15 protein-coding genes are annotated in these 15,488 nt (G+C 67.0%); 11 read left to right on the plus strand and 4 right to left on the minus strand.

Features of this window, described 5'->3' with window-relative positions; all coding sequences use genetic code 11:
• Positions 1 to 56: 56 nt before the first annotated feature.
• The 7 genes from AB8M46_RS13710 (at position 57) to AB8M46_RS13740 (ending at position 6,220) form a co-directional block, all read left to right on the plus strand.
• Positions 57 to 308, plus strand: coding sequence for an AMED_5909 family protein (locus tag AB8M46_RS13710; protein ID WP_394360424.1), 252 nt, complete (start codon positions 57 to 59; stop codon positions 306 to 308).
• Between the two features lie 37 nt (positions 309 to 345).
• Complete coding sequence (locus AB8M46_RS13715; protein WP_394360890.1) at positions 346 to 600, plus strand: helix-turn-helix domain-containing protein; 255 nt, start codon at positions 346 to 348, stop codon at positions 598 to 600.
• 334 nt (positions 601 to 934) lie between these two features.
• Positions 935 to 2,518, plus strand: coding sequence for an FtsK/SpoIIIE domain-containing protein (locus AB8M46_RS13720; protein ID WP_394360425.1), 1,584 nt, complete (start codon positions 935 to 937; stop codon positions 2,516 to 2,518).
• Complete coding sequence (locus AB8M46_RS13725) at positions 2,515 to 4,164, plus strand: replication initiator (RefSeq protein WP_394360426.1); 1,650 nt, start codon at positions 2,515 to 2,517, stop codon at positions 4,162 to 4,164. Before AB8M46_RS13720 ends, AB8M46_RS13725 begins: the two co-directional genes overlap by 4 nt.
• A gap of 12 nt (positions 4,165 to 4,176) precedes the next feature.
• Entirely contained in the window at positions 4,177 to 4,389 is a 213-nt protein-coding gene (locus tag AB8M46_RS13730) for a helix-turn-helix domain-containing protein (protein WP_037333131.1), read from the plus strand.
• 293 nt (positions 4,390 to 4,682) lie between these two features.
• Positions 4,683 to 5,516 carry a tyrosine-type recombinase/integrase gene (locus AB8M46_RS13735; RefSeq protein WP_394360427.1) on the plus strand — a complete coding sequence of 278 codons (834 nt, stop codon included), beginning with the start codon at positions 4,683 to 4,685 and terminating at the stop codon, positions 5,514 to 5,516.
• A 206-nt stretch (positions 5,517 to 5,722) separates the two neighbouring features.
• Complete coding sequence (locus tag AB8M46_RS13740) at positions 5,723 to 6,220, plus strand: hypothetical protein (protein WP_394360428.1); 498 nt, start codon at positions 5,723 to 5,725, stop codon at positions 6,218 to 6,220.
• Between the two features lie 238 nt (positions 6,221 to 6,458).
• Here the strand turns inward: AB8M46_RS13740 and AB8M46_RS13745 are convergent, their stop codons facing one another.
• Positions 6,459 to 7,238, minus strand: coding sequence for a trypsin-like serine protease (locus tag AB8M46_RS13745; protein ID WP_037333125.1), 780 nt, complete (start codon positions 7,236 to 7,238; stop codon positions 6,459 to 6,461).
• A 157-nt stretch (positions 7,239 to 7,395) separates the two neighbouring features.
• Here AB8M46_RS13745 and AB8M46_RS13750 point away from each other — a divergent pair, with 157 nt between their 5' ends.
• Positions 7,396 to 8,217, plus strand: coding sequence for an arylamine N-acetyltransferase (locus tag AB8M46_RS13750; RefSeq protein ID WP_394360429.1), 822 nt, complete (start codon positions 7,396 to 7,398; stop codon positions 8,215 to 8,217).
• Between the two features lie 4 nt (positions 8,218 to 8,221).
• Here AB8M46_RS13750 and AB8M46_RS13755 read toward each other — a convergent pair whose 3' ends face one another.
• On the minus strand, positions 8,222 to 8,521 hold the full coding sequence (locus AB8M46_RS13755) for a GNAT family N-acetyltransferase (protein WP_350593400.1): 300 nt from the start codon (positions 8,519 to 8,521) through the stop codon (positions 8,222 to 8,224).
• Positions 8,518 to 11,295: an EAL domain-containing protein gene (locus tag AB8M46_RS13760; RefSeq protein WP_394360430.1), complete on the minus strand. Its 2,778-nt coding sequence runs from the start codon at positions 11,293 to 11,295 to the stop codon at positions 8,518 to 8,520. Before AB8M46_RS13760 ends, AB8M46_RS13755 begins: the two co-directional genes overlap by 4 nt.
• A gap of 246 nt (positions 11,296 to 11,541) precedes the next feature.
• Here AB8M46_RS13760 and AB8M46_RS13765 point away from each other — a divergent pair, with 246 nt between their 5' ends.
• Positions 11,542 to 12,063 carry a serine/threonine protein kinase gene (locus AB8M46_RS13765; protein WP_394360431.1) on the plus strand — a complete coding sequence of 174 codons (522 nt, stop codon included), beginning with the start codon at positions 11,542 to 11,544 and terminating at the stop codon, positions 12,061 to 12,063.
• Here the strand turns inward: AB8M46_RS13765 and AB8M46_RS13770 are convergent.
• Positions 12,060 to 13,409 carry a nucleobase:cation symporter-2 family protein gene (locus AB8M46_RS13770; protein ID WP_125731911.1) on the minus strand — a complete coding sequence of 450 codons (1,350 nt, stop codon included), beginning with the start codon at positions 13,407 to 13,409 and terminating at the stop codon, positions 12,060 to 12,062. The genes AB8M46_RS13765 and AB8M46_RS13770 overlap by 4 nt on opposite strands.
• A 95-nt stretch (positions 13,410 to 13,504) precedes the next feature.
• On the opposite strand from AB8M46_RS13770, the gene AB8M46_RS13775 reads away from it, so the two are divergent.
• Positions 13,505 to 14,719, plus strand: a complete 1,215-nt coding sequence (locus tag AB8M46_RS13775; protein ID WP_378422162.1) for an NAD(P)/FAD-dependent oxidoreductase — start codon at positions 13,505 to 13,507, stop codon at positions 14,717 to 14,719.
• A gap of 32 nt (positions 14,720 to 14,751) precedes the next feature.
• Positions 14,752 to 15,474: a Clp protease N-terminal domain-containing protein gene (locus tag AB8M46_RS13780; RefSeq protein ID WP_037333111.1), complete on the plus strand. Its 723-nt coding sequence runs from the start codon at positions 14,752 to 14,754 to the stop codon at positions 15,472 to 15,474.
• Positions 15,475 to 15,488: the final 14 nt, after the last annotated feature.

Here is a 15,488-nt window from a genome sequence, read left to right on the forward strand (position 1 = left end):
TTGCGCGGACGAACTGGCGGCACTGCTCGAAAGCCGCGCACGGACCGGGGCCTGTGATGACGACTCCGGGCAGGAATGAGCCGCAAACACTCAAGGATGCGCACGACGTTGCGGCAGCGACTCGCCCGCTGCCAGGGGCAAGCCTGACGACGTGGCTGAAATGGCGGCAGGCCAACGCCAAAATGTATCGCGCGGTGTCCGATGTGGACCGCTTTCATCACCACGAGATTCGGTACTGGGTCGCGCACGAGGACGGCAAGGCGGAAGAACTGGCCGCGAGGATTCAGGCGGAGAAATCGGATGCCTAGCAGCGTGCAGGAATGGGGAGGCAACGGCGACGGCTCGATGTTGGACGGCAAGACGGCGGCGCAATGGCTGCGGCGGGCACGTCGATTTCGGCGACTGACCCAAGCTCAACTGGCCGCGCGATCCGGCATCAGCCCTCGGCACCTCGGCCAACTGGAGCGGGGCGAACGGTCGTTGACCAGGGTGACTACAGCGGTCCGCCTGGCGGATGGCCTAGACCTCGCACGCGAGCACGTGTGGTTGGTCGCGCTTCGGGAGTTCGAACGTAAGGAGCGTGCTCGGTCGCAGGACTGACCAGATAGGTAAGAACTGAATATCGAAATTTTCGCACGTGGGGACGTGTGGCGGATAAACGCGTCCTCACGTGGCTAAAAGTGTCCCTTAAAACGCAGAACCGGCCCTTGGCTACCAACCTGTTCCGGTTCTGCGCCTGTCCACTGGAGCAGTGAACAATGACGAAGATAAATGACGGCACACAGTGCGAGTCAACGGGGGTCACCCGAACGCGCTGTACGGAATGCAAACGGTTCGCTCGGCTGCTGCCGGGTGAGGAGAAATGCTCCCCGTGCATGGGGATGCTGCCGCTGCCGATCGTGGTTCCCGCTGCTGGTCTGCGGGGTGGTCGGTGATGAACACGCAGGAGATCATGACCACCCTTGCCGTGGGTGGCGGCCTGGCGGTGGTGTTGTGTGTGCTGGCCAAGGTCGGCCGTGTGCTGGCGAGTGTGTTCGAGGCGCTGGCCGCGTTGGCGGTGCTCGGTGTGGCGCTGTGGGGTCTGCTGCGGGCGGTCGGCTGGATTGTTCGGCAACTCATCGGACACTGGCGTACCTGCCTGGCGCTGCTGGGTTTATGGGCCTGGTGCGCGGTGCTGGGCTGGGTGTCCCTCGTCGTCACGGTCGGCGTGCTGGCGGCGATGCTGCTGGTGTGGTGGCGGCTGGACGAGGTGGGCTACGACCAGTGGTGCGGGCGGTGGCTGCGGGCGTGGTGGCTGCGCTGGGCGCTCTACGGGCGGAAGCTGGCCGGTTGGCTGCACGCCTGCGGGCTGACTGTCCGGGATGACGCGATTCCCGTTGATGTGACGGTGAACCTGGTGTCTCGTCGGCGCAAGCGTGAGGCGGTCGCGAAAGCGCGTCAGGCGTCCGGGGTGACGGTGCCGAAACTGCTGTCGGTCCGCTCCGGCCCTTCCTGGGATGAGGTCCGGGTCCGGTTGGTTCCTGGGCAGAAGCCGGAAGACTTCGATGAGGTCGCGCGAGAGCTGGCGGTGGCGCGGAAGGTTGCGCGGTGCCAGGTGCGGGAGCTTGAGCCGGATGTGGTGTCCATCGACTTCATGCGCCGGGATCTGCTCGACGCAGCGGTGACGTGTCTGCCGGTCCCGGAGATGGTCTCCGTGGACGGCTCGGGGGTGGATCTGCGGGCGGTCTATGCGGGGTCGACGGAGTACGGCACGCCGTGGACGCTGCCGCTGGTTGGTGGTGGCGCGCACACGCTTGTGGCTGGTGCGTCGGGGTCGGGGAAGGGCTCGGTCCTGTGGGCTCCGCTGGTGTCGGCTGCGGCACCGATCCGCGCCGGTCTCATTCGCGTGTCCGGGATCGACCCAAAGGCGGTCGAACTCGCCTACGGGCGCGGGATCTTCGCCCGCTACGGCGTGTCCGGAAAGGAAGCCTTGGAAGTCCTCGACGCGCTGATCGAGGAGCTGGAGAACCGGAAGCGCGTCTTCGCCGGTAACACCCGTCAGGTCCCGGTCTCGGCCGAGTATCCGGTGGAGCTGCTGGAGTTCGACGAGATCGGCGCTCTGACCCGCTATACCGACCGCAAGACCCGTGACGCGATCGTGGAACGGGTCGCGATCCTGACCACGCAGGGGCGGGCGCTCGGGTTCGCGGTCCGGGGCTATGTCCAGGAGCCGACCAAGGAAACGGTTCCGGTGCGGGAGCTGTTCACCCGCCGTATCTGCCTGCGGGTGACCGCGAAGAGTCAGGTCCCGATGGTCCTCGGGGACGGTGCCTATGAGCGTGGGGCTTGGGCGAACCGGATCCCGGAGTCGGCGGCCGGTGTCGGCTACGTCTGGGGCGAGGGCATCCGCGAACCGCTGCGCGTGCGGGCCGGTTGGGTTCCGGACCAGACCATCAAGCACCTGGAGCACTACGTCACCAACGGCGGTGCCTCGGTCATCCACCTGTCAGACCGGCGCGGCGAGAGGGGGACGGCATGACCACGACAGATTCGCAGGTCGGAACAGGTTCGGCCTCCCCGCCGGCCACGAATGGACGAACCCGCGGGGCGCTCTCAGCGGAGGTCGTGAAGGCCACCGCGGAAAAGCACGGCGTGTGTGTCCGGCCGTTCACGATGGAGGTCGGAGACACCGAAACCGGCGAGATCCGCTATGTCCCGGTGCCCTGTGGGTCGACGGTGGAATCGGTGTGCCTTCCCTGTGCGCGCAAGGCAAAGGCGCTTCGTCAGGCGCAGTGCCGTGAGGGCTGGCACATGACCGAGGAACCCGTCATCGAACGGGAAGTGCCGTCGAAGACGCAAACGGAGCTGGTGGCGTTCCGGGCTGATCTGGCGGCGGCCTATCGGGAGGCGCTGGCGGTCGGTGATGAGGTCGAAATGGAGGAGCTGCGGGCAGAGGTCGCCTCGGTGGACGAGGAGCTGCGGGCGTCCGGGATGACGGGTCGCCTGCCTGCCCTCGATGTCCCGGAGAAGCGTCCGGTGAAGCGGTCGACCAAGCGGCGGCAGGACGCGCCGAACTTGCCACGCCGCAAGGTCAGCAAGACCACGGTGGGCCGTGAGTTCGCGGGGAAGTTCCGGCCGTCGATGTTCGTCACGCTCACCTGCGACACCTACGGCCCGGTGCGGTCGGACGGTTCGCCGGTGAACCCGTCGACGTACGACTACCGGCGGGCTGCTCGGGACGCGGTGCACTTCTCGGCGCTGGTGGACAGGTGGTGGCAGAACCTGCGGCGCGTGGTCGGCTGGGATGTGCAGTACTTCGCCACTGTGGAACCCCAACGGCGGGCGGCTCCGCACCTGCACACCGCCCTCCGTGGGTCCATCTCCCATGAGGTTATCCGGATGGTCACGGAGGCCACCTATCACCAGGTGTGGTGGCCCAACCATGACGAGATCGTTTACACGGACCGGGAACCGTTGTGGGACATGCACTCCCGGACGTTCGTGGACCCCGACACTCGGCAGCCGCTGCCGGGTTTCGATGAGGCGAAAGAGGCGGTGGAGGAACCGGCGCACGTCGTCACGTTCGGCCGTCAGGTGCACTCCAAAGGGATCTTGGGCGGTACCGAGGAATCCGGGCGCCACATCGGCTACCTCACCAAGTACCTGACGAAATCCACGGGTGAGGTGGTCGACGCGGATACCTCGGCACAGCGGGATCACCATGACCGACTTCATGCTGAGCTGGCGGTGACTCCGTGTTCGCCTCGGTGCGCGGTGTGGCTGCTGTACGGCATCAATCCCAAGGGAGCCAACGGAAAGACCGTCCCCGGTCACTGCAAGGGACGCGCTCACCGCCGAACGACGCTCGGGCTACCGGGGCGGCGGGTGCTGGTGTCGCGGAAGTGGTCGGGCAAGACCGTGGCCGATCACAAGGCAGACCGGAAGGGCTTCGTCCTGGACGCGCTGGCCGCTGTCGGCATCACAAAGGAACAACCCGAACCGGACCGGTTCGTCTGGCGCAAGGTCGAACCCGGAGACACCCACTGCCCACCACGGGACCACCTCGTAATGCGCGCCATCTCCGAACGGATCACCTGGAAGGCCGAGTACGACCGGGCGCTACTCGCGGCGCAGGGGCCACCCGGTGAAGGTCCGGAAACTTCGGCAACTCGGCAAGCGGCCTAGGAAGGGGGAGACGTGGAGAAGAACTATCTGACAGTCGATGAAGCGGCTGAGTACCTGAACACGGGTGTCCGGTTCGTGCGGCGGCTGATCGCGGAACGGCGGATCGCTTTCCACAAGGTCGGCGTTCACGTTCGGCTGGCGGTCGCTGATCTGGATGCGTTCGTGATGGCGGGACGCGTCGAGCCGGTACGGGTGAGCTGGTCCGCTGGTCGGGCGGTGGCGTGATGGCGAAGAAGCGGAGGCGGTTCGGGTCGGTTCGGAAGCTGCCTTCCGGCCGGTTTCAGGCGTCGTTCCTCGGTCCGAACGGAGTGCGCCAGTACGCGCCGGACACGTTCCGGACCAGGACCGACGCTGATCGATGGCTGGTCGGCGTAGAGGCGGATATCAACAAGGGTGCCTGGCTGGACGACAAGCTAGGACGAGAAACGTTCGGCAACTACGCGGGTGCTTACCTGCGCGACAGTCCGAACATTGGGGACAGGTGGGAGGAGACGTGTCGGCGGAACATGCGTCTTCACATGACTGAGCTGCTGGACCTCCCGCTGATCGCGATCACCCCGCCGGTGGTGCGGAGCTGGTACGCCAAGGCCCTGCTCGGGAAGGGCGGGAAGACGTCGATCGGGCAGTCGTACCGCTTCCTCCGTGCCGTGATGAACTCGGCCAAGAGGGACGGGGCGATCGTGATCAACCCCTGCCAGATTCCCGGCGCGGGCTCGGACAAGGCGAAGGAACGGGGCATCGCCACCCCCGGCCAGATCGTCGACCTTGTCGAGGCGATCACTCCTCGCTACCGGGCGGCTGTGCTGCTGGCGGCCTGGTGCGGCCTTCGTCGCGGTGAGGTCTGCGGCCTGCGGACGGCTGACGTCGACCTGGTGGACGGCGTCGTGTGGGTCCGGAAGAACCGGGTGGAGCTTCTGGAGAGTCCGAAGAAGTACGACAAGGACCCCAAGACGGATGCGGGGCGTCGGCCGGTGTCGGTCCCTCCGCACGTCATGCCGTACCTGCGGGATCACATGAAGGAGTGGGCGGGGCGGGATCGGTTCTTCGTCGGCAGGGACGGGCAGCCGATGCGGGGGAACGCGGTCTATCAGGCGTTCGTCCGGGCGCGGGTGAAGGTCGGCGTCGACGTGAGCTATCACGACCTGCGGCACACGGGGCAGACGCTCGCGGCGAGTGCGGGCGCGACGCTGGCTGACCTCAAGAAGCGGCTCGGGCACGCGTCGGCGGCTGCGTCGCTCCGGTATCTCCACGCGGTCGAAGGGCGGGATAGGGAGGTAGCCGACCAGTTGAGCAAGCTCGCCGCGCACGGGAACGCTGCCAAGCTGCCTAAGACGATCATCGTGAAGCATTGATTAGTGTGTTGCGATCAATCACTAATCAGCGCGAAATGTGCGCGACCAGGAGGTAACTCGTGAATGATGCACAGGAGGAGGGCAATGGGATCCCTGTACAGGGTCGGGAGCTTCGGACTCCCGAGGCCCGAGACTTCGCGAGCCTGATTTCCATATGTGATGACTTGGCGTTTGTGACTCGATGCGCAGCTCGGATCCTTGAGGAGATGGCCAAGGGCGACGATCCGCAAGGAGACAGTGGCATCGTTATCCGTGGATTGTGGGCTGCCGCGTTGGTTGCTTACAAGCGTTGTTTCTCTGATGGCAAGCGTTCATTCCTTAGTGACAACGACGTCGAATCGCTTCCGCTGCAAGGAGAGGTAGTCGAGTGGCATCGGTTCCTCAAACAGATGCGAGATAAGCACATTGCCCACAGCGTCAACCCCTTCGAAGAGGTTCGAGTGCTGCTGTTCCCGCAGCAGGCGGCAGAAGGCGTAGGCGTCGGCCATGTACTTGTCAAGTACATGTCCTCTGACGAGGGAGGGGTACGCCAGTTGGGAGATCTCGCTAACCACCTGCTGGAGCTCGTGCACGGGCGGGCCGAGGAGCAATGGAACGCGCTACTTCGGACGGCTAACCAGATGAGCCCCGAGGAACTGGCCGCCCTGAAGCCGTACACGCATGTGATACCGGGGGCGGAGCACGCGAACAGCGCTCGCCGGTGATGTTGCACGGGGGTTGCACGCGACACTGGTGCAACCCCCGTGACCAGCGGAAACGTCTGTGCCTGAAAAGCGGAAGGTCGCCGGTTCGACCCCGGCCCTGGCCACCGCTCTCAGAACCGCCTCGATGCACATCGAGGCGGTTTTTTCATGCCTGGGGCCGATTGCACGGCAATGCGCGGTGGCGTCCGATGTCGCAGGAGCATCGGGCGCCACCGCGCGGTGCGGTGTCCTAGGTGTCCTACTTGCCGGTCTGCTGCTTGATCCAGTCGGTGAACGCGGTCACGTCGGTGTAGATGCCCGGCATCTCCGGGCAGCTGGCGGTCTGGCCGCGGCTGGTCGCGCCGACCAGTGTCCACTTGTCGCCGGCCTTCACGACGGCGGGGCCGCCCGAGTCGCCGTAGCAGGCGCTGGCCTTGCCGCCCTGGTTGTCCATGCACAGCTCGCTCTCCGCGTCGTAGGCCCCGGAGCCGGAACAGCCGGAGTCTTCGGCGATCTTGGTGTCGAGCTGCTGGAGGACCACCGGTGCCTCACCACAACCGCGCGTGGGGCAGGTCAGACCCCAGCCGATCTCGCGCACGTCGGTACCCGCCTGCGGCGACTGGCCGATCTCGATCGGCGCCGCCTCCGCGGCCTTGGTCAGGTGCACCAGGGCGATGTCGTACGGGCCGGAGCCGTCGTACTTCTCGTGGACCACGAACTTGTCGACCTCGGCGACCTCGCCGCCCTTGGTGTGGTCGGTGGTGTTGATGCGGTACTGCCAGTTCGACGGCTGCTCGCCCTCGACGCAGTGCGCGGCGGTCACCAGCCACTCCGGCGCGATCAGCGACGCGCCGCAGTTGTGGTCACCGCTCTTGGTCTGCATGGACGCCATGAAGGTGTAGGTCTCGGTCGCGTCCACACCACCCACGATCAGCGGCTGAACGCCCGAGGGCGGTTCGGCGGCGGAAGCCGGCATCGCCAACCCGAGTACGGCGGCCGCTCCGGTCAGCAGACCGGCGACGAGGGAACGAGTCCTCATCTGCTTTCTCCTTCCACACCGGTGTGTTTCACCGGTTCACTCCGGAAGGGTGGCCAATCGTCACTCGTTCGTGGAAGTGACGAAAGTCGGTGGCCGTTGCCAGTTACCAGTTGGCCGATCTTGACTTCGAGTTAGGTGGAGGTGTCAATCTCGAGGCATGACAATCACAGCTGAGCAGGTCGACGAATGGACCGTCGGCACCCTCGACCTCGACGCGTACCTCGGCCGGATCGGTCAGAGTCGCGCGACGCCCTCGGCCGCAGCGTTGCGTGAACTGGCGAAGGCGCACATCCTCGCCGTTCCGTTCGAGAACGTCGATGTCGTTTTGGGGCAGCACAAGGGAATCGCGCTCGAAGACGTGATCGGCAAACTCGTCGGCCGTAGTCGTGGCGGCTATTGCTACGAGCACGGAAGCCTTTTCGCCGCGGCCGCCGAGCAACTCGGCTATTCCGTGCGCCGCCTGGTCGCGCGCGTGCAGCCGCAGAAGAACGGCCCGTACACGCATATGACGCTCGCGGTCGAGGCGGACGGCGTGCAGCACCTGGTCGACGTGGGCTTCGGCGCCGGGATGCTGGTGCCGATGCCGCTGGTCGACGGCGCGGTCGTGGATCAGGCCGGCTGGCCGCACCGGCTCGTCGCCGACGGAGACTGGTGGCGCCTGCAGAAGAAGGAAGGCGAAGACTGGACCGACCTGCACGCCTTCACGCTCACGCCGATGCACCGGATCGACTACGAGGTCTACCACCACTACACGTCGACACATCCGCGGTCGCCGTTCACCGGCCAGCTGGTGGTCATGCGGCTGGAGGAAGGGCTCAGCCGCAAACTGGTCGGCGAGGAGTTCATCGTCGAACGTCCGGACGGGACCAAGGAGACCACCAAGATCCCGCCGGAGCGGCTCGACGCGACACTGCGCGAACTGGATGTCGTCCTCACCGAGGACGAGCTCGCGAAACTGCTGAAGATCTACTCGGGCTGAGGGGTCAGAGCTCGAATTCGGCGCGCTTGTCCTCGGGGACGAGGTCCTCGTACTCGCGGTGTTTCGCGATGAAGGAACGCACGTACGGGCAGTAGGGCAGGACGGACCTGCCCTGCGCCCGGACGTCGTCGAGCGCGGCGGTCACGAGCTTGCCCGCCAAGCCCTGGCCCGCGAAGTCGTCCGAGATTTCGGTGTGCAGGAACAGGATCGCGTCGGTGCGCGTGCGGGTTTCCAGGAACCCGGCGGGTTTCCCGTCCACGACGATGTCGTAGCGGTCTTCTCCGGCTTTGATCTCGACACTCATCCAGCTGCTCCGAAAAGTTCGTCCGGCGGCGCGGGGCGACCGAGATGGAAGCCCTGCGCCTGGTCACAGTGCAGCTCACGCAGGACCGCGAGCTGCTCTTCGTCTTCGACACCTTCGGCGACGACGATCAGGTCGACGGCGTGCGCCATCGCGATGATGCTCTTGACGATCGCGGCCGCGTCCCGCGATTCCGCGATGCCGATGACGAAGGTGCGATCGATCTTGAGCGTATCCAACGGGAGCCGTTGCAGCTGGGCGAGCGACGAGTAGCCGGTGCCGAAATCGTCGATCGCCAGCGAGACACCGAGATCGCGCAACGACGTCAGGACTTCGGCGGCCGCGGCCTGGTCCCGCATCAGCGCGCTCTCGGTGACCTCGAGGGTCAGCGCGTGCGGCGGCAGGCCGGTGGTCTTCAGCGCGTCCTGGACCCCGGCCACCAGATGCGGATCGTCCAGCTGCCGGGCCGACAGGTTGACCTTGAGGTTCAGGTCGATGCCGAGCTGCTCGCGCCGCCTGGCGATCTCGCGGGTGGTCGTGCGCAGGACGTACTTGCCGATCAGGTTGATGAGGTCGCTTTCCTCGGCCAGCGGGATGAACTCGGCGGGCGAGATCGTGCCGTGCGCGGGATGTTTCCAGCGCAGCAACGCTTCCACGGCGACCATCTCGCCGGATTCGATGTCCACGACCGGCTGATACGCCGTCCAGAGTTCTTCGTTCTGCAGGGCCTCGCGCAGGTCCTGCTCCATGCGCAGCCGCCGCTGCATCCGCTCGCGCAGCTCGACGTCGAAGAACTCGTAACGCGCCCGGCCGAGCGTTTTCGCTTGGTACATCGCGACATCCGCGTCGCGCAGCAGATCTTCGGCGGTCCGGGTGTCGTCGTTGGCCGCGGTGACGATGCCGATACTGGCGTCGATGTGCAGCTGCCTGCCGTTGACGGTGATCGGCTCGGTCAGTGCCTCACGCAGATGTTCCGCCAGCGCCTTGATCTCGTCCGGTTCGGTGATCTCCGCGGTGACGACGACGAATTCGTCGCCGCCGAGCCTGCCGACGAGATCGTTCTCGCCGATGCCCCGGCGCAGGCGTTCGCCCGCGATACGGAGCACCTTGTCGCCGACGGAATGCCCGAGGGAATCGTTGATCACCTTGAACTTGTCGAGGTCGATGAACAGCAGCGTGGTCAGCTCGGCGCGGCCGGCGCCGGACAGCGCCTCGGCGAGACTGTCCAGCACCAGCGTGCGGTTCGCGAGTTCGGTGAGCGGGTCGTGCGTCGCCTCGTGGGCGAGCCGCTCGCCGATGGCGCGGCGTTCGGTGATGTCGGTGAACGAGGCGACCACCGCCTGGACCGACGGGTCTTCCGGGGTCAGCAGCCGCGAGGTCAGCGAGATCCAGACGTCGTCGCCCGCCGGCCTCCGCAGCCGCAGTACGAGACCGGTCAGCGTGGCCCCGGTGCGCCGGGTCACCACCGATGGCATCCGGGCGGGCGGGATGCGGCCCTGTTCGTCGTACAGCTCCAGCGTCACGCACGGGACACCGATGAGGTCGTCGTGGTCGACGCCGATGATCCGGCACGCCGCGGGGTTGGCCGATTCGATGAGCCCGCCAGGGCCGATCACGACCACGCCTTCGTCGAGCGACGCGACCACCGTGCTGTAGTGCTGTTCTGCCCGTCGGCGGGCCGTTTCGTCGGCGCAGACCAGGACGAAACCGTCGTTCATCTCGGCGGCGGAGATGCGGATGGCCAGTGTCGAGCCGTTGCGGTGGCGGTGGGTCGTCCGCATGACGCCGCCCCGGCGCAGCACCGTTTCCGGGTCGAGCGCGGCGCCGACGAGCTCGCTCACCGTGCCGCCGATCGCCTCGCCCGCCGTCCAGCCGTAGACGTTCTCGGCGGCTGGGTTCCAGCTGGTCACCACGCCGCTGCCGTTGGTCGCGATGATCGCGTCGCTGACGTGGCTGATCAGCGCGGCCTGGTAGCGCAGCGTCGCTTCGGCGGCCTTCTGCGCGCTGATGTCGCGCATGATGACCTGGAACGCGGGCCTGCCTTCCCAGGTCGTGCGCACGGAAATGCTCTGGACCAGGTACTTCGTGCCGTCGAGGCGGAGCATGACGGTGTCGGCGGGAACGGTCGACGCGCCTTGGCGGTGCAGTGACGCGATCCGGTCCAGGAGGGCCGGAAGCGATTCGTCGGCCACGAAGTCCATGATCGGCCGCCCGATCAGCTCGGCGGTCGAGGACGCGCCGAGCGCGGTGAGGGCCGCTCGGTTGACGTAGGTGACAACGCCGGCTTCGTGGACACAGACCGCGTCGGGGCTGAGTTCGACCAAAAGCCGGTAACGGTCAGTGAGATCTTCGAGGGCCTGCCGGTTCTCGCGGACGTCGGTCACGTCGGTGGCGATGCCGAGCAGTCCCGACGAGCCGTTGTCGTCGCCGATGGTGCGGGCGCGCAGCCTGACCCAGCGGATCTCGCCTGCCGGGTTCCGGAACGACTGCTCGAGTTCGAACTCGCGCCAAGGCGGGGAGGTGCGGGTGCCGGCGGTCAGCGGGGCCACCAGATCGGCGAGCCTGGACTCGATCTCGGCTTCGGTGAGCGCGCCTCCGCCCAGGAGGTTCTCCAGTCCGGGCAGCCAGGACAGGGTCTCGGCCTCGAAGTCGTACGACCAGATGGCGGCGTGGTCGCCCGCGAGGCCGAGATCGCCGAGCGGCTCGTTTCCGAGCGGCGCGCCTGCCGGACGACCGGAATTCCCGGCCCCGGGCACGGCGAGGGCGTCAGCCTCCATGATCCGTCCGAACCCCCTCTTCCGGTGCTGGCACCGTCGATTACACCACCCGCGGAGGGCGCTGTATACGCGAGCCGAAGGCGGGCCACCGCCGATATGCGCGGGAGCAGATGAATACACGCTGTGTGACTGGCCTACGCTGGCGTGTTCCATCGGGTGAATAATTTTTGGTTAACTTCACCCATTCGGCGGTGAGTTGCGGTAAAACTACTCCTCGCTCGTTCCCGGTGCGAAAGGTTTCAGCTGGTGGATGACGACGATGTTTCGGTCGCCGACCTGCTTATTCGTGAGGGCTGGGACGACCACGAGGAGTCACGGGCAAAGTCACGCTGGAGAGTTATCGCGGTGGTGATCGCCGTGGTCGTCGCCTGCGGTGCGGCCGCCGTTCTCGTCGGGTTCGACGCGGATCCGGAACAGAATGCGGCGCCGAACCCGATCAGCGTCATCGAGATGCCGAAGCGGCCTTCGGAAAACAGGGGAGCCGACGCGACTTCGGCCGTTCCGTCCACCGAGACGGTCGAAACCGGCGACGGCGGGACGTCGACGCGGCCCAGCAGGACGACGTCCAGCCGCCGTACGTCGAGTTCGGCCGCGCAGACGTCCGACTCGCCGGACCCGGCCACGCCGACTTCGTCGAACGAGCCCGCGGATCCGCCGCGGACCACCGGGTCCACGGTCGTTCCGCAGCCGCCCAACCCGACTCCGCCGCCGCCCTCGACGACGCCGACCGAAGAGTGCAATCTGTGGCCGAAGTGGCTTTTCTGTTAAGGCGCCTGCAGTAGGTCGGGGTCCCGGCGTTTGCCGAGGTGGTTGAACAGCAGGTTGAGGGTGAACGCGACGATCGCGGCGACCGTGATCGGGCTGCCGCAGATGGTCTGCAACCACGCGGGGAAGTGCTGGAAGAAGATCGAATTCCCGAACTGGTTCGTGGCGAACGCGGGCAGCAGGCCCACCCCGACCGACACCGCGACGATGAAGGTGTTGTGGTTGCCGGAGAACTCCACCTTCTTCAGGTTCTGCACGCCGACCGCGGCGACCATCGCGAACATGACCACCGCGACCGCGCCGATCACCGGCTCCGGCACGGCGGCGACGAAGGCGCCGACCTTCGGCACCAGGCCCATCAGCACGAGCAGGCCGCCCGCCATCGCGACCACCCACCGGCTGCGCACCCCGGTCATCTGCACGAGGCCGACGTTCTGCGCGAAAGCCGTGTCCGGGAACGAGTTCATCGCGCCGCCGAGGATGGCCGAGAGACCATCGGTGGCGAGACCGCGCGCGAGGTCGGAGTCCGTCGCCGGCCGGCCGGTGATCTCGCCGACGGCGACCAGGTCCGCGGTGGATTCGGTGTAGGTCACCAGCATCACGACGCACATCGAGAGCACGGCCGCGATCGGGAAGGTCGGCGGGCCGAAATGGAACGGCGACGCCAGGCCGAACCAGTCGGCGTCGGCGATGCCCTTGAAGCTCACCAGTCCCATCGGGATCGCCGCGACCAGGCCGATCAACAGCGCCAGCAGCGGGCCGATCTGGCTCGCGAATCCGCGCAGTACCCGGGTGAACAGGACGATCACCGCGATCACGCCGAACGCCAGCGCGATGTTGGCGGGCTTCGCGTACTCCGGCGATCCGGTGTCGTGGCCGGCGATCAGGCCCACGCCCGGTCCGATGAGCGAGATGCCGATGACCATGAGCAGCGTGCCCGAAACCAGCGGCGGGAAGAACCGGATCATCTTCGCGAAGGGTTTGGCGATGAGCAGGCCGAACACCCCCGACGCGATCATCGCGCCGTAGACGGCCTGCATGCCGTACTGGGACGCGATCATGATCATCGGGTTGACCACGGTGAACGTCGCGCCGGCCACCACCGGCAGCCGGATGCCGAAGATCCGCCCGATCCCGATCGCCTGAATCAGTGTCGCGATACCCGCGACCAGCAGATCCGCGTTGACCAGCAACGCGATCGTCGCCGCGTCCAGTTTCAGCGCGCTGCCCACGACGAGCGGGACGGCCACGGAGCCCGCGTACATGATCGTCATGTGCTGGAGGCCGAGCAAGGTCAGCTTCGGCAGCGGCGGGCGGGCGTCCACCGGGTGGACCTCGGGACGGCTCATGGGCATGACCGTAGCGCGTCCGCCGTGGGCGGATCACGTGTCGAAAGGGTCAGAGCTGTGTTGAATGGAGGTCGGGCACAACGGAAGGAGCGCCGATGGAGACCGTCCTCGTCGTAGGGGCCGGGCAGAGCGGGTTCGGGGTGGCGACCTCGCTGCGGGACAAGGGGTTCGGCGGGCGGGTGGTGCTGATCGGTGACGAACCCGGGCTGCCGTACCAACGGCCTCCGTTGTCGAAGGGCTATCTCGCCGGGACCGCGGGCGACGCCCAGCTGCGTCTGCGGCCCGAAGACTTCTTCGCGGAGAAGAACATCGAGCTGATCCCGGGCCGCGTCGCGTCGGTGGATCGTGACGCGGCGAAGGTGGTGCTCGAAGACGGGAGCGCTCACGAGTACGACCATCTGGTGCTGGCGACAGGATCGGTCAACCGGGTCCTGCCGGTTCCCGGGTCCACTTTGGATGGTGTGTTCACCTTGCGCACCAAGGACGAGGCCGATGTGCTGCGGGCCGCACTGGAAAGCGCGGAGAACGTGGTCGTGGTCGGGGGCGGGTTCATCGGGCTGGAGTTCGCCGCGCACGCCGGGCGGCCCGTGACGATCGTCGAGGCGCAGGACAGGCTGATGGCCCGCGTCGCGACTCCGGAGGTCTCGGCGTACTTCGCCGCTCTGCACGAAGAGGCCGGCCACACGATCCTGCTCGGCAAGGGCGTCGCCGCGCTGCGTGGCGAGGGCCGGGTGGCCGAGGTGGAACTGAGCGACGGCAGCCTGCTGCCCGCCGATCTGGTGCTGGTCGGGGTCGGGGTCGAGCCGCGGACACGGCTGGCCGAAGGGGCGGGGCTCGCCGTGGCGAACGGTGTCGTCGTCGACGAGCACCTGCGCACGAGCGACCCGAAGATCTCGGCGGTCGGGGACTGCGCGAATTTCCCCTGTGTCCAGGCGGGTACGGCGACGCGGCTGGAGTCGGTGCAGAACGCCGTCGACCAGGCGCGGGCGGTGGCCGCCGTCATCGCCGGCGAACCCGCGCCCTACGACAGCCTGCCGTGGTTCTGGACCGACCAGCTCGGCGCGAAACTGCAGATCGCCGGGATCTTGACCGGGGCGGAGAAGACCGTCGTGACCGGGGATCGGGAGGGCGGGAAGTTCTCGGTGCTGTCGTTCCGTGACGGTGTGCTCGCCGGGGTCGAGTCGGTGAACCGGCCGCCGGACCACATCGCCGCGCGCCGCCTGTTCGCCGCGGATCCGGCGCCGCGATTCGAGACGCTGGAGGCCAACGGCTTCGATCTCAAGGCGACCTTCGCGTCAACCCGTGGTTGACGATTGGCGAGCGTCAACCTAAAGTTGACGGCATGACGAATCCAGTTCGGCTCGACGACCTCATCTCCCACATCAAGCAGCAGCATCCCGACGGCGACGTGCTCGGCCAGCTGTCCGACGCGGTCTTCCTCGGCGAGCACCTCGGCGAAGTGGCCGACCATCTGATCGGCCACTTCGTCGACCAGGCGCGGCGTTCCGGCGCGTCCTGGACCGAAATCGGCAAGAACATGGGCGTTTCCAAGCAAGCGGCGCAGAAGCGCTTCGTCGAGTCCAGCGGCTCGTCGCTGGAAGACCTGGTGAAGGTGTTCAGCCGCTACACCGACCGGGCGCGGCACGTCGTCGTCGCGTCGCGGGACGCCGCGGTGTCTGCGAAGAGCCCGCAGATCGAGCCCGTGCACCTGGTCCTCGGGCTGCTCTCCGAACCGGCCGCGCTCGCCGCCGGGGCGATCGTGGCACAGAAGGTGACTCTCGAAGCCGTCCGCGAGGCCGCGGAGGCGAAGCTGCCGGAACCCGCCGCCGAACCGGTGGAAGCGGCGAAGATGGCGTTCGGCGCGCAGGCCAAGAAAGCGCTGGAGCTGACCATGCGGGAGTCACTGCGGCTCGGGCACAACTACATCGGCACCGAGCACATCCTGCTGGCCCTGTTCGAACTCGGCGACGATTTGCTGACGGGGCTCGGCCTCACGAAGGAGAACACCGAAGCGGTGATCGTGCGGGCGCTGGCGGAGATCGTCGCTGCACGCGGGGAGGGCTGAAAGCGTCCTTCACC

The organism is Amycolatopsis sp. SB7-3, assembly GCF_041021335.1.
Taxonomy (GTDB): domain Bacteria; phylum Actinomycetota; class Actinomycetes; order Mycobacteriales; family Pseudonocardiaceae; genus Amycolatopsis; species Amycolatopsis japonica.

Coding starts and splice junctions, on each gene's coding strand:
- AB8M46_RS13710 (WP_394360424.1), top strand. CDS start 57: ATGACGACTCCGGGCAGGAATGAGCCGCAAACACTCAAGGATGCGCAC.
- AB8M46_RS13715 (WP_394360890.1), top strand. CDS start 346: ATGTTGGACGGCAAGACGGCGGCGCAATGGCTGCGGCGGGCACGTCGA.
- AB8M46_RS13720 (WP_394360425.1), top strand. CDS start 935: ATGAACACGCAGGAGATCATGACCACCCTTGCCGTGGGTGGCGGCCTG.
- AB8M46_RS13725 (WP_394360426.1), top strand. CDS start 2,515: ATGACCACGACAGATTCGCAGGTCGGAACAGGTTCGGCCTCCCCGCCG.
- AB8M46_RS13735 (WP_394360427.1), top strand. CDS start 4,683: ATGACTGAGCTGCTGGACCTCCCGCTGATCGCGATCACCCCGCCGGTG.
- AB8M46_RS13740 (WP_394360428.1), top strand. CDS start 5,723: ATGGCCAAGGGCGACGATCCGCAAGGAGACAGTGGCATCGTTATCCGT.
- AB8M46_RS13745 (WP_037333125.1), bottom strand. CDS start 7,238: ATGAGGACTCGTTCCCTCGTCGCCGGTCTGCTGACCGGAGCGGCCGCC.
- AB8M46_RS13750 (WP_394360429.1), top strand. CDS start 7,396: ATGACAATCACAGCTGAGCAGGTCGACGAATGGACCGTCGGCACCCTC.
- AB8M46_RS13755 (WP_350593400.1), bottom strand. CDS start 8,521: ATGAGTGTCGAGATCAAAGCCGGAGAAGACCGCTACGACATCGTCGTG.
- AB8M46_RS13760 (WP_394360430.1), bottom strand. CDS start 11,295: ATGGAGGCTGACGCCCTCGCCGTGCCCGGGGCCGGGAATTCCGGTCGT.
- AB8M46_RS13770 (WP_125731911.1), bottom strand. CDS start 13,409: ATGAGCCGTCCCGAGGTCCACCCGGTGGACGCCCGCCCGCCGCTGCCG.
- AB8M46_RS13775 (WP_378422162.1), top strand. CDS start 13,505: ATGGAGACCGTCCTCGTCGTAGGGGCCGGGCAGAGCGGGTTCGGGGTG.
- AB8M46_RS13780 (WP_037333111.1), top strand. CDS start 14,752: ATGACGAATCCAGTTCGGCTCGACGACCTCATCTCCCACATCAAGCAG.